This window comes from Deinococcus sp. Marseille-Q6407, from assembly GCF_946848805.1.
GTDB lineage: Bacteria > Deinococcota > Deinococci > Deinococcales > Deinococcaceae > Deinococcus.
Window position 1 is genome coordinate 52,174 of the sequence record NZ_CAMPFU010000001.1, and the last position, 18,468, is coordinate 70,641.

Here is an 18,468-nt window from a genome sequence, read left to right on the forward strand (position 1 = left end):
GCGCTAACCGCAACATGGCAGCCACTATAACGCCGCCGCCTGCTCCGAAGATTTCTGCACCCCACAAAGGCGGGCAGCAGGATTGCCACTCGGCGACTCAGGGCCCACTGGTGGCTGTGCCTCCCGGTGCCGTGCTGGTCCCGGAGGTGGCCGTCTGTGAAGCTGCTTCAGCTGCTTCAGCGGCACGCACCTGCAGCTTGACCGTCACCCGGTCCAGCACCTGGACGCCTTCGGGTGGCAGCAGCCGCACCTCGGTCTGGTAGGTGCCGGCGTGATAGTCAGGGGTGCCGGAGATTTCGGTCAGGGTGTCCAGCGTCTTGCCCGGCCCGATCACCCGCACCTGCGCAGGGCTGAGGGCAGACGATACCAGCTGCAGCCCGGCGGGCGGCGCAGTCAGCCGCACCGGCAGGGTGCGGGCCGGTGGCTGCCCGGCGTCCAGGCGGGTCAGCTCGGCAGTGGCCGGGGAGAGGGTCACGTCCTGCACCGGTTGGCCAGCGCTGTTGAGGGCCAGCAGATTGACCGTACGGCTCTGGCCCGGTTCCAGGTTCACCGGCGCGTAACTCAGCTGTTCGATCTCGTTTACGGTGCGGCTGGGGCCACTGACCGTGACCTCGGCCGGCTGCACCTGATAGCTGGGCATCAGGGTGCTGCCCGGCGCATATACCGTCACCGTGACCGGCAGAGTGCGGGTCTGCACGGTGTCCACCAGGCCCTGTACCCGGTCGGGCGTGGTGCGCACCACCGTGGTGTTGTCGGGTGCGGCCACCGTCACGGCGGTGTTGAAGGTGCCTTCGGGCAGGCCGGTCACATCGGTCACCGCCTCGATCCGGTCGCCGCGCAGTTCCCGCAACCGTTCGGGGCGGCCGCTCAGGGTCACCTTGATGGTGCTCGGCGACAGGCCACTGACTGCCCGCTTCTCGCCGGCGCCCTCACCCGTATTGTCGCGCACGTTGACCGGCACGTCGTAGGTCTGCTCAATGATGGCGCGGCGGTCCTCCGAAGCGGCGTACCACAGCACACAGGCGGCCACGAAGGCCAACAGCTTGGCGCCCCAGTCACGGGTCAGGCTGCGGCGCAGCGACTCGCGGGCCTGCTGCCGGTTTGGTGGGCTGCCGGGCGCAGGCGGCGGCACGGATCCGGGCGCGGTCATGGCTGCTCCTTGGCGGGTGTGGAGGTGGGCGCGGGGTCAGCAGCCTGCGGCGTTGTACCTGAGCCAGAGGCCGCTGGGGTCGGGGGGCGGTTGATAGGGGGGGCCGGCTGCACTGCCGGCACGGCACTTTCCGGCGCGGCTGAAACCGGCGCCACTTCTGACTCGGTGCTGGGCATGGTGGCTGTGTTGCCGTCTGCAGGCTCGCTGCCGGCCGCCTCGGTGCTCGCCTCAGGCGGGGTGCCAAAGTGGCTCAGCGACTGCACTTCGCGGTCATAGACCAGCACCCGTAGTTGCTCGCGCAGTTCGGTGGTGTTCAGGTCGGGGCCCAGCCGGCCCGACAGCGCGATACGCATAGAGCCGCGTTCCTCACTGACCACCAGCACCACGGCATCGGAGACTTCCGAGAGGCCGATGGCGGCGCGGTGCCGGGTGCCGTAGCGGCGGTAGGTGCCGTCGCTGGCCTGCAGCGGAAAGAGGCAGCCGGCGGCCACCACCCGGCTGCCGCGAATAATCACGCCGCCGTCGTGCAGCGGGGCGTTGCGGGCAAAAAGGGCTTCCAGAAACGGCACGCTGACCCGGGCGTCCAGCTCCACGCCGCTGGCGGCCGTCTCGCCCAGCGGCGTGCTGCGCTCAATGGCGATCAGGGCGCCGATTTTGCGCTCGGCCAGGCGTTCCATGGCCCGCGAAATGTCCTGCAGCACTGCGCCGCTGCCGTCGTCCTCGCGCACCCGTGGGCGGCCGATGCGCTCCAGCGCGGCCCGCAGCTCCGGCTGAAACAGCACCACCAGCGCGAAAATCCCGATGGTCCCCACTTGCCCCAGCAGGCTGCTGAGCGCCACCAGCCCCAGCAGCTGCGCCACGAACCACACCACCAGGAACACAGCAATGCCCCGCACCAGGTTCACCGCGCGGGTGCCGGCCACCAGCCGGTACCCCTGATACAGCACGAAAGTGACCAGAGCGATGTCGACCAGATCCAGCAGGCCGACCGAGGGCAGAAATTCTTGCAGGAAGTTCAAGGGAGTGGCGCGGGGTCCTTTCTGGGCGGTCTGAGGGCCGGCTGCGGGCGGCGTTTGGGTAAAAGCAGGTCTGAGCAGCGGGCCAGGGACGAGCGGGAAGTTCTGCTGCCCACTATACAGAGGCCGCATGAGCAGAATTCTTGCAGGAGGGCACCGCCGCTGCTGGCTGGCGGCCCGCCACACCGCTGGCGTCCGGCGCTACAGTGAGCGCATGACAGACCTGATTCCAGTCATCAGTGACCTCTCGAAAAAGACCGATACCAAGATCGTGCTGGTCGTGCTGGACGGCGTGGGCGGCCTGCCCATGACGCCCGGTGGCCCCACCGAACTGGAAGCGGCCAAGACCCCTTTCCTGGACGCGCTGGCGGCGCAGAGCCAGCTGGGTCAGCTGGAGCTGGTGGGCCCCGGGATCACCCCCGGCAGCGGCCCCGGGCACCTCAGCCTGTTCGGGTATGAACCGCTGCAGTACACTGTGGGGCGCGGCGCCCTGAGCGCGGTGGGCATCGGCGTGAAGCTGAATGCCGGCGACGTGGCCGTGCGCGGCAACTTCGCCACCCTGGCCCCGGACCGCATCATTCTGGACCGCCGCGCCGGGCGGCCTTCGACCGAGAAGAACGAGGAAATCGTGGCGAAGCTGCGGGCGGCCATCACCGAGATCGACGCCACCCCGGTGGAGATCTACACCGAATCCGAGCACCGCTTCGTGGTGGTGTTCCGTGCCGGCACCGAGCCGTTGGGCGCCAATATCAGCGACGTGGACCCGCAGGTGACCGGCGTGGCTCCCCGCATCGCCCAGGCCGACGATGAAGCCAGCCAGAAGACCGCTAACCTGGTCAACCAGTTTGTGGAGCGTGCCGAGGCTGCGCTGCAGGGCGAACCACAGGTGAACGGTGTGCTGTTCCGCGGCTACAGCGACGTGCCCCACTTCCCGCAGTTCAATGACGTCTACAAGCTGACTGCCGCCTGCATCGCCGCCTACCCGATGTACAAGGGCCTGGCCAGCCTGGTGGGCATGAACGTGCTGGACGTGGAAAGCGTGGAAGACGCCCCCGAAGGCAAGCTGGAAGCCCTCAAGCGCGAGTGGGACAACTACGACTTTTTCTTCTTCCACGTCAAGAAGACCGACTCGACCGGCGAGGACGGCAACTTTGACGCTAAGGTGAAGAAGATCGAGCTGTTTGATTCCATCCTGCCTGAAATCCTGGCCCTGAATCCCGACGTGCTGGCCGTGGTGGGCGATCACTCTACCCCCAGCAAGCTCAAGAGCCACTCCTGGCACCCGGTGCCTGTGCTGATTCACGGCTCGCACGGCCGCAACGACGATGCCCTGCGCTTTACCGAAAAGGAAGCCGCCAAGGGCAGCCTGGGCCTGCGCCACGGCACCGCACTGATGCCACTCCTGATGGCCAACGCGCTGAAGCTGGAAAAATACGGCGCCTGAGCTGCGCCTGCCGGCCTGAGCACCGGCACAGCCGCAAAGGAAAAGACCACGGGTTTGCCCCGTGGTTTTTTGTGATGCCGGAGCAGAGAGCGGCGGCGGTTAGCTCGCCCCCAGCATCTGCCCCTGGTCGTCCAGTTCGGGGTAGGCGCGGCCCTGTTCGTCGTAGGTTTCGGCCAGGTCCGGGTAAGCCCACTGAAAGGCGGTCCGGCGTAAGTCCTCTTCGCTCAGCTGTGGCTGGGCATACATGCCGGCTTCCAGCCGCTGCCGCTGCGCCTCAAATAGGATGGTGGCGGCGGCCACCGAGACGTTGAGGCTCTGCACCATTCCCATCATCGGAATCACGATGTTGGCGTCGGCGGCCTCGGCAGCGGCGTCGCTCACGCCAAATTTCTCGGCCCCCAGCAGCACGCAGGTGGGGCGGGTGTAGTCGGGCTCGCGGTAGTCCACCGAGCGCTGCGAGAGGTGGGTGGCCAGCACCTGCACCCCCTGGCCCTGCAGCTCGCGGATGGCGTCCAGCGCCGAGGCGTGCTGCTGCACAGTCACCCACTTGTGGGCGCTGCCGGAACTGGCTTCAAACATCCGCGAGCGAAAGGACCCCAGGCTCAGGCTCTTGGGCGGCACGGCGTGGGCGGTCATGGCCCCCACCGCGTCACAGGTGCGCAGGATGGCGCTGAGGTTATGAGGCTTGTTGACCTCGTCCATCAGCACGCTGAGGGTGGGCTGGCGCAGGCGCAGGACACGCAGGATCTTGGCGTAACGTTCGGGCGTCATCACCTTCCAGCATACGGGGTGCCGCCCTTCCCCCCGGCTTACTCGCCCGGCAGGCGGCGCACCGGCAGCTGCACCCAGCCCCGGCGCGACACGATTCGCAGCAGCAGCACGGTGGCGATGCCGGCCAGCTGTGCACCCACCATACCCAGCAGCGGCACGGTCAGGTACACGGCCGCCGCGCCCAGCGCCGCCGCCGTGGCATACAGCTGGTCACGGCGGTACATCACTTCCGGCACCTCGTTGGCGATCAGGTCGCGGATGATGCCGCCGCCCACCCCGCTCAGCATGCCCGCAAAGGTCACGCCCAGCGGCCCCAGGCCCAGCGCCAGTGCACCCAGCGCCCCGGACGAGGCGAACACCGCCAGCCCGATCGAGTCGAAAATCTGAATGGTGCGCTCGAAGCGGGCCAGCCGCTCCCCGAAGGCGAAGGCCAGCAGGCCGCCGCCCAGCGAGAGCCAGGCATACAGCTCATCGCGTAGGAAAAGCGGCGGAGTCTGTCCGGTCAGGGTGTCGCGCACCGCGCCCCCGCCCACCGCCGTCACCGCGCCCAGCACCAGCACCCCAAAAATATCGAAACGCTTGCGCACGGCCAGCAGCGCCCCCGACATCGCAAAAGCCAGGGTGCCCAGCAGGTCGAAGATACGTAGCCCCGACTGCAACTGGGTCAGTGGGACGCCGGGCAGCAGCGAGAGGTCAGGCATGGGTGCCCAGCTTCCGTAGCCGCCGGCCTCTGCCTGAGCCCCACATGCCAGCCATCACTCCAGGTCGAAGTCGTCGGGCCACTCGGCGTTGGTAAAGACGTTCTGTACGTCGTCCAGCTCTTCCAGGGCGTCCACGATCCGCAGCAGCTTGGCGGCGTCTTCGCTGCTGACCGCCACCGTGTTGCTGGGAATGCGGCTCAGCGAGGCGTTCTCGGTGCTGAAGCCCGCCGAGGCCAGGCCGTCTTGCACCGCATACAGCTCGGTGGGGTCGGTGGTGATTTCCAGGCCGTCGTCAGAGACCTGCAGGTCCTCAGCGCCGTGTTCAATGGCGGCTTCCTGCGCGGCTTCCGAGGCGTCAGGCAGCACGATCACACCTTTTTTCTCGAACTGCCAGGCCACGCTGCCGGAGTTGCCCAGCGACCCGCCGCGCTTGTTGAACACGGCGCGCACGTCGGCCACCGTGCGGTTCACGTTGTCGGTCAGGGCTTCGATATAGATGGCGGTGCCGCCGGGGCCGTAGCCCTCGTAGGTCACTTCCTTGAAGTCCTGCGCCGAGTCGGCGCTGCCGGCCGCGCGCTTGATGGCGCCGTTGATGTTGTCCACCGGCACGGTGTCGGCCTTGGCCGCCGCAATAGCGTTTTTCAGGGCCAGGTTGCCGCTGGGATCTTCACTGCCGCCCGAGCGCACCGCCGCCGTAATGGCACGCAGGTGCTTGGAGATGATGGCGCTGCGCTTCTTGTCGTTGGCGCCTTTTTTCCGCTTGATCTGAGACCATTTGTTGTGACCAGCCATTGTTCAGTTTGCTCCTTGAGGTGAAGGCGGCCGCGCGCGTGGCCCCGTGTGCTTTTTGCCCAGCCTGGCCTGGGGCCTGATACAGCTGCGCTGCATAACCCGGCACAGCTGCGCGCGGCCGTGGGACGCGGGGCCCATTGTAACGCGGCGGGCGGGCGGGTCGCAGGTTGCTGTTACCGGCGGCCCCGGGGTGCAGAATGTCCGCATGACCAGCCAAACCCCGCCCTGGACTGAACGCCTGCGGACCGCCAACGGAGTCCGGCTGCACTGCCTGGAAGCCGGTCCCGAAGATGGCCCGCTGACGGTACTGCTGCACGGTTTTCCCGAGGACAGCCGCGCCTGGAAACATCAGATTGGCCCGCTGGCCCGCGCCGGCTTCCGGGTGGTGGCCCCCGACATGCGTGGCTATCAGCTTAGCGACAAGCCGGCCGGGGTGGAAGCCTACCAGATCGATCACCTGATTGATGATGTGGTGGCGCTGATTCACTCGCTGGGCCATGACCGCGCCCATGTGGTGGGGCACGACTGGGGCGGCATCGTCGCCTGGGCCGTGGCGATCCGCAACCCCGAGGTGGTGGACCGCCTGGTGATTCTCAACTCGCCGCACCCGGCCGCCGCCCGCCGCGAGCTGCATGGCCTCAAGCAGAAGAAGCGCTCTTGGTACGTGGGCTTTTTCCAGCTGCCCTGGCTGCCGGAAAAAGTGCTGCCTTCGCTGGGCCGTAAGGCTCTGGAAGGTGCGCGGCCCGGCAGCTTCAGCCCGGCGGACCTGGCCGGTTATCAGGCGGCCTGGGCGCTGCCCGGCGCCGCCACATCCATGATCAACTACTACCGCGCGCTGATCCGCTTTGGCAATGTCAGGGGCACCCAGGTGCAGGCGCCCACGCTGCTGATGTGGGGTATGCAGGACACCGCTCTGGTCCCCGAGCTGACCGAGGGTCTGGAACCCTGGGTGCCGGACCTGCGGGTGGTGCGTTTCCCGCAGGCCACCCACTGGGTGCTGCGCGATGAAGCGGTGCGTGTCAGCAACCTGCTGACCGAGTTCCTGAGCTGAGGCCTGGAGTCAGCTCAACAGAGATCAACAAACCAGAGAACAGCAAAAAGCAGACCGGCGCGGCTTTCAGAGAGCCGTCGCCGGTCTGTGTTCTGGCGGGTCTGGGTCTAGGTTCAGTCGCCGCGGTCAATCAGCGCTGCAGGGTCGGCTTCGGTACTCAGCTCCGGCTCGTGCTCTTCGGTGCGGATGCTCAGGTATGCGCGCTCCTCGGTAGGAGAGCGGCTGTCGCGTTCCTCGCGGCGCGGGCCGGTGTTCACGCCGCTGATCAGCAGGCTGCCGTTGTCCAGGCCTTCTTCGGGCCGGCCCTGCTCCACCGGCGTGCCGGTCCGGGGAGCGTACTCGTTGGGCAGGCCGCCCTGTTCGGTCGGGGGCTGGGCCGGGTCGCGCTTGTCGCTCATGTCTGGCAGCATAGCTCAGGGTCTCAGCGGGTCAGCGCTTCCTGCAACGCTTCAGCAAAAGCGTCCTCATCATCCAGCCAGGGGTAGTGGCCGCTGTCCAGCACCGTCAGGTCGGCGTCCCCGAGGTCCTGCAGCCAGTCGGTCTGCTCAGGGTATGAGCTGCGGTCATGTACCCCGGCAATCACAAAGATGGGCCGGGTGATGTCCTGCAAGAAGGGCGGGTACTCGAATTCCCACAGGCCCTGATACACCAGTGCCTCGCCCACTTCGGCGCGGCCGGTCAGCTGGCCCTCGGCGTCCACGAACTCCAGCCGCATCCGGGCCTGTGGGTCGGGGAACTGCAGGGCGTTCAGCAGGTCGCGGGCGTTCAGCAGGTCAAAAGCCGCCTGTACCCGCGCCCCGCCTACCGCCGGGTATTCGTCCTCCGGAGTCTGGGCGCGGATTTCTTCGGCCGGGTCGTTCAGCGGCTGATCTTTCAGGGCGCTGGCTTCGGCCAGCAGGGTCAGGGCCAGCTGCGGAAAGTGTACCCAGGGATTGACCGTCACCACCCGCGCCGTGTGCTGCGGGTAGCGCCGGGCGTATTCCAGGGCAATCAGGGCGCCAAAGCCGTGGCCCAGCGGAATGATCTGCTCCAGTTCCAGATGCTGGCGCAGGGCTTCAAGGTCCTCGACCAGGGTATCGAGGTCCAGCTGGTCACCCTGTTCGGTGTCTTCCAGCGGGGCGCTGCGGCCACAGCCGCGCTGGTCCAGGTAAATGGCCGGCCAGTCCAGCTGCTCAAGCCGCTCACCGAAAATCTCCTGAAAGGAAAAGCTGTTGTAGCCGGGTCCGCCGTGCAGGAACACCACCGGGGGCCGCTCAGGGTTGCCCGGCTGCTGGGCAAAATAGAGCTCGGCGCCGTTGAGCACTGCGGTGCTGCCGTCTGCCGCGGAATCTGCGAAGAAATCGGTCATGCGGGCAGTCTAGAGTGCGGCGCTTCCGGGAGAGCTCACGCAGCCGGCGGCCACTGGCGCCGGGCACCGTGCAGCAGCATAAAGAGACTTTAAAACTGAGCGTGGTTACTCTTGTTCCGACCTCGTTAGACTTATTTCACATTTTCATGAGTGACGCCGGTCCCCGGGCTGTCCGGACGCTGGCCGGCAGCCGGCAGGGCCGTAGGAGCGCGGAGGGAGAGTAGGCATGGAGCAGTGCATTTTGGTGATTGAGGACAATCCCGACATCAGCCGGGTGGTGCAGTATGAACTGGAGCAGGCCGGTTTCGAGGCCCTGACGGCGGCCGATGGCATCAGTGGGCTGACGCTGGCCCGCGAGGAGCACCCCGATCTGGTGATTCTGGACCTGGGTCTGCCCGATCTGGACGGTGCCGAGGTGACCCGCCGCCTGCGCAAGAACAGCTCAATGCCCATCATTATCCTGACCGCCATGGACGCGCTGGACCGCAAGGTGGCCTTGCTGGAAGCCGGTGCCGACGACTACCTGACCAAGCCCTTTTACCCTGAGGAACTGGTGGCGCGGGTCAAGGTGCAGCTGCGCCATCAGCAACACGGTGACGTGATCCGAGTGGGCGATATGGAAATCCATCCCCAGAAGCGGCTGTGTTATTTCAAGGGCCACGAGGTGCGGCTCTCGCCCCGCGAGTTCGACCTGCTCACTTTCCTGGCGCGTCAGCCGGGCCGAGTTTATTCCCGCGCCGAGATTGAGCGCGAGGTCTGGAGCGGCGACCTGCCCAGCAATTCCAACGTGGTAGACGTTCACATGGCCAACATGCGTTCCAAACTGCGCGACCTCGACGGCTACGGCCTGATTCGCACGGTGCGCGGCATCGGGTACGCCCTCAAGACGCCCTAGGCGTTTTCTCTAGACTGCCGAGATGACCTCCGGGGCCAACACCACCCTGACCGCGCTGCCCAGTTTTCAGGTGGGCCACTGGACCGACCCGGTGGGCCGCACCGGCTGCACGGTGATTCTCTGCCCGCCGCAGGGCGCGGTGGCCTCTGCCAGTTTTCTGGGTCCCAGCCCCGGCACCCGTGAGGGCGTCCTGCTGGCGCCCGAAAAAGCGGTAGAGCGGGTGCACGCCGTAGTGCTGACCGGCCGGCGGCAGTGCCTTTGGGCTGGCGGCCGCCGACGGCGTGATGCGCGAGCTGGAAAGCTGGGGCCGGGGAGTGGACACAGGATTTGCGCGGGTGCCGATCGTGCCTGCGGCCGTGATTTACGACCTGGGCTGCGGCGACCCGCAGGCCCGCCCCACCGCTGAAGCGGGCCGCGCCGCGCTGCTGGCGGCCAGCGCTGACCCGGTGCCCTGCGGCCGGGTGGGAGCCGGCGCCGGCGCCACCATCGGCAAATGGCGTGGTCCGGACGGCACCCGGCCCGGCGGCCTGGGCAGTGTTTTTCTGGAAGAGGGTGGCACCGGAGTGGGCGTGCTGGCGGTGGTCAACCCGGTGGGCGATGTGCTGGACGAACAGGGGCAACCGCTGGGACAGGCCCCGGACTGGCCGGCGTTTCTGCAGGCCCCGGCCACCCCGGTGCAGAACACCACCCTGCTGGCCGTCGTCACCGAGCATGCGCTGACCAAGGCGGAATGCCGACGGCTGGCCGATACCGCCTGCGCGGCACTGGCTCGGGTCATCGCTCCCAGCCACACCGGCTGGGACGGCGATACGGCGTTTATGCTCAGCAGCGGTACCCAGCCGCCCGCTGACCCTTTGCAGCTGGCCGACCTGACCGGCCGGGCAGTGGCCGCGGCGGTCAGGTCGGCCGCGCAGCTGGGGCTGGCCGCTTCAGACTGATCTGGAACTGACTTTGTCTGAAGACTTCCTCACGCGACCGTCAGGGGAGGGACAGCCGGGGCCTTTAGGCTGGGGCTATGAAACGGACCCGTCTGACTTCACTGGCCCTGGTGCTGAGCGCCGGCCTGATGCTGGGCCTGGGCACACAGGCTGAGGCCCAGACCTTCAAACTGTCGCCTGGGCTGCAGAAAAAGCTCCAGGCTGGTGACCAGGAACCTGTCGGCGTCATCGTGCGCTTCGAGTTTGCCAACAACGAGCGTGGTCGCCAGAACCTGGGGCAGCTGCGCTCTCAGCTGGCCCGCAGCATCAGCGGCCTGGGCCCGTCGGCCCGCATCCTGAACGAGGCGATTCGCAGCGGTCAGGGCAGTGAACTGTGGCTGGACCAGAGCGTCTACCTGCCGCTGACCCCCCGGCAGGCACTGGCGCTGGCCTCGCTGCCCAACGTCCGCGAAGTGTTCGAGAACTTCCAGGTGGAAGTGCCCCGCGCCGTGGCGCTGAGTGCGGCGTCGGCCCCGGCCGGCACCCCGGCGCACCTGCAGCAGATCGGGGCGCCACAGGCCTGGGCGGCCGGTTACAAGGGCGCAGGCGTCCGGATCGGGCACCTGGACAGCGGGATCGACGCCTCGCACCCTGAGCTGGCCGGCAAACTCAACAGCTTTGCCGAGTTCGATGCCGAAGGCAACCGCGTGAACGGTGCTGCGCCGCACGACACCACCAACCACGGCACCCACACCGCCGGGCTGCTGGTGGGCAAGACGGTGGGCGTGGCCCCCGATGCCAAGGTGATCAGCGCCCTGGTGCTGCCGAACAACAGCGGCACCTTCGCGCAGGTGATTGCCGGGATGCAGTACGTAATTGACCCCGACGGCAACCCAGCCACCGACGACGGCGCGCAGGTGGTCAACATGAGCCTGGGCATTCCCGGCAGCTGGAACGAATTCCGGGTACCGGTCACCAACATGCTGAACGCCGGCATCGTGCCGGTCTTCGCCATCGGCAACTATGGCCCGGCCGCCGGCAGCACCGGCAGCCCCGGCAACCTCCCCGAAGCGATCGGCGTGGGTGCTGTGGACAGCGCGGGCAACGTGGCTTCCTTCAGCAGCCGTGGCCCGGCCATTTGGAACATCAACGGTCAGAACGTGCAGGTCACCAAGCCGGATATTGCCGCGCCGGGCGTGGAAATCACCAGCGCTTTCCCCGGCGGTGGCTACGGCGCCCTGAGCGGTTCCTCCCAGGCCAGCCCTATTGCCGCAGGCGCAGTGGCCCTGATGCTGCAGGCCAAGCCCGGCAGCTCGGTGGACGCCGTGAAGAATGCCCTGTTTACCAGCGCCAGCAACGCCGGTGCCAAGAACAACAACGTGGGCTTCGGCCAGATCAGCCTGCCCGGTGCCCTGAGCAAGCTCGGTGTGAGCCTGAATCAGCCGGCCCCAGCCCCCACGCCTACGCCAACTCCGGCCCCGACGTCAAGCCCTGAACCAGCCCCGGCGCCTGCGCCGCCCCTACCCCACCCCGCCCCGGCGCCGGCTCCGACCCCCGCGCCCACTCCTGCTCCGGCGTCTGAGCTGACGTTTGCGGCCACCCCCAACCAGTTCTCACTGGCCCGTGGGCAGTCGCGCGCGGTGCAGCTGTCGGCCAATATGTCGGTCGGCATTACAGTCAAGGCAGCGGATGGTCTCCAGATCACCGCCAATGGCGGTGTGATCACCGTAACCAACGTCTCGGCCCCGGACGGCGCGCAGACGGTCACGCTGACCGCCACCACCGCTGAGGCCCCGGCCCGCACCCGGGAAGTGACGCTGAACATTACGACCACCGGCGCGCCTGCGCCCACCCCGACTCCTGCGCCTGCCCCCGCACCGACCCAGCCAGCACCTTCTCAACCCGCTCCCACTCAGCCTGCACCGGCCCAGCCGGCTCCGACAGGCCCCTCTGGCTACAGCCTCTGCGCGGTGGAAGGCAGCAAGTGTGACTTTACTGGCGTTCGCGACGCCTACTTCGGTACAGCTGGCCGCTATGTAAACGGCACCGGCACCGACGGCTTCATGTGTACCGTGCAGGAATGGGGGGTTGACCCGGCGCCCGGCGTGACCAAGGGCTGCTTTATCAAGAATCTGCCCGGCGCTCCGGCGCCCGCCCCCACTCAGCCCACCCCAACCCAGCCTGCCCCCGCTCAACCGGCACCGACTCAGCCGGCTCCCGGCCGCTCGGCCGCCAAGCCCCGGGTGCTGCTGGTGGACGACGATATGGGCAGCCGCAACGATGTGACCACTTTCCTGCGTGACGCCGTCAAGGCCAACGCCCTGGAAGGCAGCGCCCTGCTGTGGGATACCCGCCGTGGCTCGGTGCCGCTTTCGGAAATGCGCCGCGCCGATATCGTGGTGTGGGCCACCGGCGACAGTTACATGAACACCCTCAGCGCCCAGGACCAGCAGACGCTGGCCCAGTACCTGCAGGGCGGCGGCCGGCTGCTGCTGACTGGCCAGGACATCGGCTACGACATCGGCCACACCGCCTTTTATGACCAGTACCTGGGTAGCCGCTTTGTGGGCGATTCCAGCGGCACCCTGTCGCTGAAGACCAGCGCGCCGCTGGGCACGGCTTCTTACCGCCTGAATGCCCCCGGCAGCGCCGGCAACCAGGTTTATCCGGACGTGCTGGCTGCCACCCGTGGCGCTGCCGTGGCCGGCACCTGGGACGGCCACGGCAGCGCCCAGAGCGTGCTGCGCGACCCTGACCCCCGCCGCGCCCGCGCCAAGGGCCGGCCGGCCGTGCGCGCGCAGTCGGCCGAGAACGGCTCTATCGTGCTGTTCAGTCCGGGCACCTTCAAGACGGTCAACCTGGGCTTTGGCCTGGAAGCCCTCTCGCCTCAGGACCGCAATGTCCTGACCGGGCAGCTGTTCAACTGGCTGATGCAGTAAGAGTCAGGCAGGTTCGCGCCCACGCGGCGCGGTCCTGACCGGAAGAACGAAGCGAAGCCGGGAGCCTATGTAGATGGATGGCTCCCGGCTTCGTTCTGATTTCCGGCCTTAGATGTCCTGCTTGCCGCTGTCCATCCGCACCACCTGCGGGGTGAATTCGGCCACCACGTCCACCAGGTCGCGCTGGCGGGCCAGCACCTCCTCAATGCGTTTGTAGGCCTGCGGTGCCTCGTCGCGGCCGCCGCCGATCAGGGTGACGCCGCGCTCCTGTAAGTAGCTCTGCATCTGGTCCTTGCTTACGCTGCGTTCGGCGGCCTTACGGCCCAACTGCCGGCCGGCGCCGTGGCTGGAACTGCTCAGTGACTCCGGGTTGCCCCGGCCGCGCACCACGAAGCTGGGATCGGCCATGCTGCCCGGGATCAGGCCCAGGCGCCCGCTTTCTGCCGGGGTGGCGCCCTTGCGGTGCACAATCAGCTCCTGGCCGTTCACCTGCTGTTTCCAGGCCAGGTTGTGGCTGTTGCTGACCTGCGCCAGCGGCTGCACGCCCAGCGCCTGACTGAGCCGGGCATGAATCTGGTCGTGGTTGGCCAGGGCGTAGCGGCCAGCCAGGTTCATGGCCTGCCAGTAAGCATGGCCTTCCTCGCTGTCCAGGCTCAGCCAGGCCAGCCGGCGGGCTGCCGGATCCAGCCGTTTGTGCCGGTCCTCGGCCAGCCGGGTAAAGTGCCCGGCCACCTGTGCCCCGAACCCGCGCGAGCCGGAATGGCTCAGCAGGGCCAGATACTCGCCCGGCTCCAGCCCCAGCTGCGTGTCTGCCACGTACAGCCGCCCGAATTCTGCGAAATGGTTGCCGCTGCCCGAGGTGCCGATCTGTTCGGCGGCCTTGCTGTGCAGGTATTTCAGAATGCCCTGGTCCTGCCAGGTGTTCTCGTCCAGCACGGCGTGGTCCAGACGCTGGCGCTTTTCAAAGCTCACGCCGGCACCGAAACGGGTGTGCTTGAGCAGCAGCCGGCGGGCCTCGTCGCTGCCCAGGTCGCCGGCCGGCAGCGGCAGCACGCTCAGCATCATCGAGCAGCCGATGTCCACGCCTACGCCATACGGAATCACGGCGTTCTCGGTGGCCAGCACCCCGCCGATGGGCAGGCCGTAGCCGATGTGGGCGTCGGGCATCAGCGCTCCGGCCCGCGATACTGGCAGCCGCATCGCCAGGTCCATCTGCTCGGCAGCGCCAGCGTCGATCAGCTCGGCGCCCCAGACGCCGTAGGGGAGAGGTGCTTCTCGCAAAGCAACTGTGCTGTTCTGCTGCGCGGCGGCCCGCTGCGCCAAAATCTCGGCGGCCAGCTCGGCATAGACGCCTCCGGCGGCATATTGCTCGGGCGCCTGCTGCACGGCACGCAGTTCGTCCAGAATGTCCTGGCGGCTCAGGCCCGCCTGTTCGCGCAGGCGGCCCGCCTGCTGGGCCAGTCCTATGGCCCGGCCGTCAAAACCCAGTTTGGTGATGTGCTTTCCGTTCAAGGTATTCATCCTTTGTCTGCCTGTCCGGCTGTGGTGCTGGAGGTCCGAGAAAGGCCCGCACGGGGCCCTCTGGCCAGGGCCCTCAGTCTGTCAGCTGCGGGCGCCGGCGTCATAAGCGCTCTGGCTTAGCGGCCTTAAGGCTCGGTTATGCTCAGAGGCATGACCCTGCATCCTGATATCAACCTGCCGTCTCCCGAGGAATTCGACGCCCTGAGCCCCGAGCAGCTGGCGGTCCGCCTGAACGGCCCGGATGGTCAGGGCCTCAGCGGCACGCTGGGAGGCAAGCTGGGCCTGCGGATGCTGCGGGCCACCCGCACCGAGCTGACCGCCACCATGCCGGTGGAGGGCAACCGGCAGCCGGCCGGGCGCCTGCATGGTGGCGCCAGCCTGGCCCTGGCCGAAGAACTGGCCTCGGTGGGCAGCTGGCTGAATCTGGACGTGCGCCGCGAGGTGGCGGTGGGCGTGGATCTCAGTGCCACCCACGTGCGCGGCGTGACCGGCGGCCTGGTGACCGGCACGGCGCGGCTGGCTTACCGCGGCCGCAGCATGATGGTCTGGGAAATCGAGATTCAAGATGAGCGCGGCAAGACCACCAGCCTGGCCCGCTGCACCTGTAGCGTGGTGCGCCTGTAACACTGCCGGGCGGGACCACCGCTCATGCAGTGAAGCGGCGCGGCCGGGGGCATTGCTAGCCCCGGCCGCGCCAGCCGCCTCGCTCAGAACAGCAGGAACAGCAAGGCCGCGAACAGGAAGCCGATCACGCCGATCAGGGTTTCCATCACGGTCCAGGTGCGCAGGGTGGTGGGCACGTCCATGTTCATCAGGCGGCCCACCAGCCAGAAGCCCGAGTCGTTCACGTGCGAGGCGATCACCGAGCCGGCGGCCGTCGCCAGCACGATGGCGGCCGTTTGCCCGGCATTGAAGCCTCCCGCCGCGACCGACGGCTGAATCAGCGCGGCGGCTGTGAGCAGCGCCACCGTGGCCGAGCCCTGCGCTACCCGCAAGATGCCCGCCACCAGGAAAGCCGCCAGAATCACCGGAATACCCAGCCCACTCAGGCTGCTCTCGATGGCGTCACCGATGCCGCTGGCCCGCAGCACTCCGCCGAACATCCCGCCTGCGCCGGTAATCAGAATCACCGAGGCGATGCCCGGCAGGGCGGAATCCAGCAGCTTCTCGACCGTCACCTTGTCGCGGCCACGCTGCAGCCCCAGCACCACAGATGCTGCCAGCACCGAGATCAGCAGGGCGACCGGCGTGCTGCCCAGCAGCCGCACGAACTTGACCCATTCGGCGTCACCATTCACGCTGCCGGCTTTGGTCAGCAGGTCCAGCCCGGTGTTGCCGAAAATCAGAATCAGTGGCAGCAGCAGCATCAGGATCACGGTGCCGGCGCTCGGCAGCTTGGCCGGCAGCTCTATTTCCTGCGGGCCGCCGCTCAGCAGGTCCGGCACCGGCAGCGGGAAGCGGCGCCCGGCCCACAGCCCGAACAGGTACGAACTCAGGTACCAGGTGGGCAGCGCCACCAGCAGACCCAGGCCGATCAGGGTGCCGGTGTTGGCGCCCAGCAGCTCGCCGGCCGCCACCGGGCCGGGGTGGGGCGGCACGAACACGTGCATCACCGAAAAGGCGCCCGCCGCCGGCAGGCCGTAGCGCAGCACCGGCTCGTTCAGCCGCCGGGCCACTGCAAAGACTACCGGCAGCATCACGATCAACCCGGCATCGAAAAAGATGGGAAAGCCGAAAATCAGCGAGGCGATCCCCAGCGCCAGCGGCGCGCGGCTCTCGCCGAAGCGGCTGACCAGACTGTCGGCCAGCACTTTGGCCCCGCCCGAGGTTTCGACCAGCCGCCCCAGCATGGCGCCCAAGCCCACCAGCAGGGCCACGCTGCCCAGCGTCTTGCCGAAGCCGTCGTTCAGCACGTTCAGCACTTCGCCGGTAGGCAGGCCGGTCAGCAGCGCCGTGATCAGGCTGACCAGAATCAGAGCCACGAAAGCGTGAACCCGGAACTGCATGATCAGCAGCAGAATCAAGCCCACCGCACCGGCCGCAATGCCCAGCAGCGCCGGGGTGCCTAAAGTTTGAGTCCAGCCTTCCATTCAGTTGTCTCCTTGCTGCAGCAGCGTCAGCAGCTGCCGGGTGAGTTCGGCGGGGGTCCGGGTGATGTCCAGGGTCAGGACCCCGGCTTCGTCCGGCGCAGGCAGTTCCAGGGTACTGAGCTGCGAATCCAGCAGCGAAGGCGGCATAAAGTGCCCCTTGCGCCGCTGCAGGCGCTGGCTCAGCAGGTCGCGGTCGCCGTGCAGCAATGCGAAGACCACCTCGCCTTCAGCGCCGCGCAGCAGGTCGCGGTAGCTGCGTTTCAGGGCCGAGCAGGTCACCAGGCTGGGCTGCCCGGCGCGGTCCTGCCGGGACATCCAGTCTCGCAGCGCTTCCAGCCAGGGCCAGCGGTCGCGGTCGGTCAGCGCCTCGCCCCGGCTCATCTTGTCGATGTTGGCCTGAGGGTGAAATTCGTCGGCCTCGGCAAAAGGCCAGCCCAGTTGCCGCTGAAGCTCGGCCGCCAGGGTGCTTTTTCCTGAGCCGGAAACGCCCATGATCACCAGATGTTTCATGTTGCTGCTCCTCTGTTCTTTTGGGTTGTTCTACTTGATTGTTCTGCTTGGATTTTTCTCGGTGATGTCGGGAAATGTGACCACACAGTAGGGCAGCGCCCCTCCCAGCGTCTAGCCAGTAGGGGCGGGCATTCGGTTCTGCTGGAAAGTGGAAAGCCGGCTGGTCTCAGCGCTTACTGCTCGTAGACCCGGCCCTTCCACTTGACCTTGCGGCGAATGGCCTTGTGGTAAACTGGCAGCTGCAGCAGCGGACCTATCGGTCCCAGCAGGCCCTCGGCCAGGTCGGCCGGCCGGCGGCGCCCGGCGGTCCAGGCCACCGCCGAACGCTCCAGCAGCCCGGTGACGCGCAGCAGCCGCGCTCCCGGGAAGTCCAGCATCCAGGGCAGGGTGTACACGCAAAATTGCCCGGCCAGCGCCACGCTCAGCAGCAGGCGCGAATTGCCGTGCACCGGCAGCCAGCTTTTGGCGTAGCCGTTGACCGATGAAGCGTAATCCTGGTACATCCGCACCCCGATGCGCTCGCCGCCCAGTGCTCCCAGCACCCGGTACCCCCGTGCCTTGAGCCGTTTGGCGAACAGCACGTCTTCCAGCACATCGCCCTGCACCAGCTGATGCCCGCCCACCGCGTCGTAGCTGGAGCGGCGGAACACCATCACCTGTCCCACCGCTGTCGCGGTCGCTACCAGCGGCAGGCGCATGGCCGGGTAGGGCAGCAGGGTCAGCAGGTAGAGGTCGATATAAGGGGTGATCAGGCGCTCGCCGGCGCTGCCCACGTCCTGGCGGGGCCAGCAGCTCAGCAGGTCGGCGCCCGAGCGTTCCAGCTCGGCCAGCACGGCGTCCAGGGCGCCAGCATGCCATTCCACATCGGCATCCACGAAAATCAGCACCTCGCCGCTGGCCGCCTGTGACAGCTGCTGACAGGCCCAGTTCTTGCCCGACCAGCCGTCTGGCAGCGGTGCACCGCTGATGACCCGGGCGCCCGGCACGCCGCGGCACAGGTCACGGGCCAGGTCGCCGGTGCCGTCGCTGCTGTTGTCGTCCAGCAGAATCACCTCGTCGGCGCCTTGGCTTAGCAGACCTTGCAGCAGCTTGGGGACGTTGTGGGCCTCGTCGCGGGCCGGGGTCAGCAGAGAGACGCGGGGCCGCTGCCGCAGTGGCGCGTGGGGCCGGTCCAGCCGGGGAAACCGGCGGGCGTTGACGGCCAGTGTCACGGCCCGGTAAGCGGTGTAGCCCAGGGTCATGCCCACCAGCAGCCCCTGCGCCAGCGAGGCGGCGCGCTGCCGCCGGCTCATGGCCGGCCGCCGGTCAGGGGGCAGGCTGAAG

At 67.7% G+C, this 18,468-nt stretch carries 16 protein-coding genes and 1 pseudogene; 6 read left to right on the plus strand and 11 right to left on the minus strand.

Annotation, left to right across the window (positions count from 1 at the left end; genetic code table 11):
* Window positions 1-97 precede the first annotated feature (97 nt).
* Both OCI36_RS00240 and cdaA read right to left on the minus strand, forming a co-directional pair.
* Window positions 98-1,150, minus strand: a complete 1,053-nt coding sequence (locus OCI36_RS00240; protein ID WP_261663077.1) for a YbbR-like domain-containing protein — start codon at window positions 1,148-1,150, stop codon at window positions 98-100.
* Entirely contained in the window at window positions 1,147-2,169 is a 1,023-nt protein-coding gene (cdaA, locus tag OCI36_RS00245) for a diadenylate cyclase CdaA (protein ID WP_409996701.1), read from the minus strand. The genes OCI36_RS00240 and cdaA overlap by 4 nt, the downstream gene beginning before the upstream one ends.
* A gap of 211 nt (window positions 2,170-2,380) precedes the next feature.
* Here cdaA and OCI36_RS00250 point away from each other — a divergent pair, with 211 nt between their 5' ends.
* Window positions 2,381-3,610: a 2,3-bisphosphoglycerate-independent phosphoglycerate mutase gene (locus OCI36_RS00250; RefSeq protein ID WP_261663399.1), complete on the plus strand. Its 1,230-nt coding sequence runs from the start codon at window positions 2,381-2,383 to the stop codon at window positions 3,608-3,610.
* Between the two features lie 99 nt (window positions 3,611-3,709).
* Here the strand turns inward: OCI36_RS00250 and trmH are convergent, their stop codons facing one another.
* The 3 genes from trmH to OCI36_RS00265 are packed head-to-tail and all read right to left on the minus strand — an operon-like array spanning window position 3,710 to window position 5,874.
* On the minus strand, window positions 3,710-4,381 hold the full coding sequence (gene trmH / locus OCI36_RS00255) for a tRNA (guanosine(18)-2'-O)-methyltransferase TrmH (RefSeq protein ID WP_261663078.1): 672 nt from the start codon (window positions 4,379-4,381) through the stop codon (window positions 3,710-3,712).
* Between the two features lie 38 nt (window positions 4,382-4,419).
* Window positions 4,420-5,082: a trimeric intracellular cation channel family protein gene (locus OCI36_RS00260; protein WP_261663079.1), complete on the minus strand. Its 663-nt coding sequence runs from the start codon at window positions 5,080-5,082 to the stop codon at window positions 4,420-4,422.
* 54 nt (window positions 5,083-5,136) lie between these two features.
* A complete protein-coding gene (locus tag OCI36_RS00265) occupies window positions 5,137-5,874 on the minus strand; it encodes a YebC/PmpR family DNA-binding transcriptional regulator (protein ID WP_261663080.1) in 738 nt (245 codons plus the stop codon).
* Window positions 5,875-6,079: 205 nt separating this feature from the next.
* Here OCI36_RS00265 and OCI36_RS00270 point away from each other — a divergent pair, with 205 nt between their 5' ends.
* A complete protein-coding gene (locus tag OCI36_RS00270; RefSeq protein WP_261663081.1) occupies window positions 6,080-6,925 on the plus strand; it encodes an alpha/beta fold hydrolase in 846 nt (281 codons plus the stop codon).
* Between the two features lie 113 nt (window positions 6,926-7,038).
* On the opposite strand, the gene OCI36_RS00275 is transcribed toward OCI36_RS00270, so the two are convergent.
* Window positions 7,039-7,323 carry a hypothetical protein gene (locus OCI36_RS00275; RefSeq protein ID WP_261663082.1) on the minus strand — a complete coding sequence of 95 codons (285 nt, stop codon included), beginning with the start codon at window positions 7,321-7,323 and terminating at the stop codon, window positions 7,039-7,041.
* A 23-nt stretch (window positions 7,324-7,346) separates the two neighbouring features.
* The gene (locus OCI36_RS00280; protein ID WP_261663083.1) at window positions 7,347-8,273 is read right to left on the minus strand and encodes an alpha/beta fold hydrolase; all 927 of its coding nucleotides are present in this window, start codon (window positions 8,271-8,273) and stop codon (window positions 7,347-7,349) included.
* Window positions 8,274-8,499: 226 nt separating this feature from the next.
* Between OCI36_RS00280 and OCI36_RS00285 the strand changes: the two genes are divergently transcribed.
* From OCI36_RS00285 to OCI36_RS00295, 3 genes and pseudogenes are all read left to right on the plus strand, one after another.
* The gene (locus OCI36_RS00285) at window positions 8,500-9,168 is read left to right on the plus strand and encodes a response regulator transcription factor (RefSeq protein WP_261663084.1); all 669 of its coding nucleotides are present in this window, start codon (window positions 8,500-8,502) and stop codon (window positions 9,166-9,168) included.
* A 22-nt stretch (window positions 9,169-9,190) separates the two neighbouring features.
* Window positions 9,191-10,106 (plus strand): annotated as a pseudogene (locus OCI36_RS00290) (P1 family peptidase).
* 77 nt (window positions 10,107-10,183) lie between these two features.
* A complete protein-coding gene (locus tag OCI36_RS00295; protein ID WP_261663085.1) occupies window positions 10,184-13,024 on the plus strand; it encodes a S8 family peptidase in 2,841 nt (946 codons plus the stop codon).
* A 108-nt stretch (window positions 13,025-13,132) separates the two neighbouring features.
* Here the strand turns inward: OCI36_RS00295 and OCI36_RS00300 are convergent, their stop codons facing one another.
* Window positions 13,133-14,536, minus strand: a complete 1,404-nt coding sequence (locus OCI36_RS00300) for an RtcB family protein (protein ID WP_261663400.1) — start codon at window positions 14,534-14,536, stop codon at window positions 13,133-13,135.
* 159 nt (window positions 14,537-14,695) lie between these two features.
* Here OCI36_RS00300 and OCI36_RS00305 point away from each other — a divergent pair, with 159 nt between their 5' ends.
* Window positions 14,696-15,169: a PaaI family thioesterase gene (locus OCI36_RS00305; RefSeq protein WP_261663086.1), complete on the plus strand. Its 474-nt coding sequence runs from the start codon at window positions 14,696-14,698 to the stop codon at window positions 15,167-15,169.
* 83 nt (window positions 15,170-15,252) lie between these two features.
* Here the strand turns inward: OCI36_RS00305 and OCI36_RS00310 are convergent, their stop codons facing one another.
* The 3 genes from OCI36_RS00310 to OCI36_RS00320 form a co-directional block, all read right to left on the minus strand.
* Complete coding sequence (locus OCI36_RS00310; protein WP_261663087.1) at window positions 15,253-16,635, minus strand: GntP family permease; 1,383 nt, start codon at window positions 16,633-16,635, stop codon at window positions 15,253-15,255.
* Window positions 16,636-17,145 carry a gluconokinase gene (locus OCI36_RS00315; RefSeq protein WP_261663088.1) on the minus strand — a complete coding sequence of 170 codons (510 nt, stop codon included), beginning with the start codon at window positions 17,143-17,145 and terminating at the stop codon, window positions 16,636-16,638.
* 173 nt (window positions 17,146-17,318) lie between these two features.
* Window positions 17,319-18,437: a glycosyltransferase family 2 protein gene (locus OCI36_RS00320; RefSeq protein WP_261663401.1), complete on the minus strand. Its 1,119-nt coding sequence runs from the start codon at window positions 18,435-18,437 to the stop codon at window positions 17,319-17,321.
* Window positions 18,438-18,468 lie beyond the last annotated feature (31 nt).

What these genes read in the sequence shown, in the direction of transcription:
- OCI36_RS00315 (WP_261663088.1), bottom strand. Translation starts at nt 17,145, where the DNA reads ATGAAACATCTGGTGATCATGGGCGTTTCCGGCTCAGGAAAAAGCACC.
- OCI36_RS00310 (WP_261663087.1), bottom strand. Translation starts at nt 16,635, where the DNA reads ATGGAAGGCTGGACTCAAACTTTAGGCACCCCGGCGCTGCTGGGCATT.
- OCI36_RS00270 (WP_261663081.1), top strand. Translation starts at nt 6,080, where the DNA reads ATGACCAGCCAAACCCCGCCCTGGACTGAACGCCTGCGGACCGCCAAC.
- OCI36_RS00250 (WP_261663399.1), top strand. Translation starts at nt 2,381, where the DNA reads ATGACAGACCTGATTCCAGTCATCAGTGACCTCTCGAAAAAGACCGAT.
- OCI36_RS00260 (WP_261663079.1), bottom strand. Translation starts at nt 5,082, where the DNA reads ATGCCTGACCTCTCGCTGCTGCCCGGCGTCCCACTGACCCAGTTGCAG.
- OCI36_RS00320 (WP_261663401.1), bottom strand. Translation starts at nt 18,437, where the DNA reads ATGAGCCGGCGGCAGCGCGCCGCCTCGCTGGCGCAGGGGCTGCTGGTG.
- OCI36_RS00265 (WP_261663080.1), bottom strand. Translation starts at nt 5,874, where the DNA reads ATGGCTGGTCACAACAAATGGTCTCAGATCAAGCGGAAAAAAGGCGCC.
- OCI36_RS00275 (WP_261663082.1), bottom strand. Translation starts at nt 7,323, where the DNA reads ATGAGCGACAAGCGCGACCCGGCCCAGCCCCCGACCGAACAGGGCGGC.
- OCI36_RS00285 (WP_261663084.1), top strand. Translation starts at nt 8,500, where the DNA reads ATGGAGCAGTGCATTTTGGTGATTGAGGACAATCCCGACATCAGCCGG.
- OCI36_RS00295 (WP_261663085.1), top strand. Translation starts at nt 10,184, where the DNA reads ATGAAACGGACCCGTCTGACTTCACTGGCCCTGGTGCTGAGCGCCGGC.
- OCI36_RS00240 (WP_261663077.1), bottom strand. Translation starts at nt 1,150, where the DNA reads ATGACCGCGCCCGGATCCGTGCCGCCGCCTGCGCCCGGCAGCCCACCA.
- trmH (WP_261663078.1), bottom strand. Translation starts at nt 4,381, where the DNA reads ATGACGCCCGAACGTTACGCCAAGATCCTGCGTGTCCTGCGCCTGCGC.
- OCI36_RS00305 (WP_261663086.1), top strand. Translation starts at nt 14,696, where the DNA reads ATGACCCTGCATCCTGATATCAACCTGCCGTCTCCCGAGGAATTCGAC.
- OCI36_RS00280 (WP_261663083.1), bottom strand. Translation starts at nt 8,273, where the DNA reads ATGACCGATTTCTTCGCAGATTCCGCGGCAGACGGCAGCACCGCAGTG.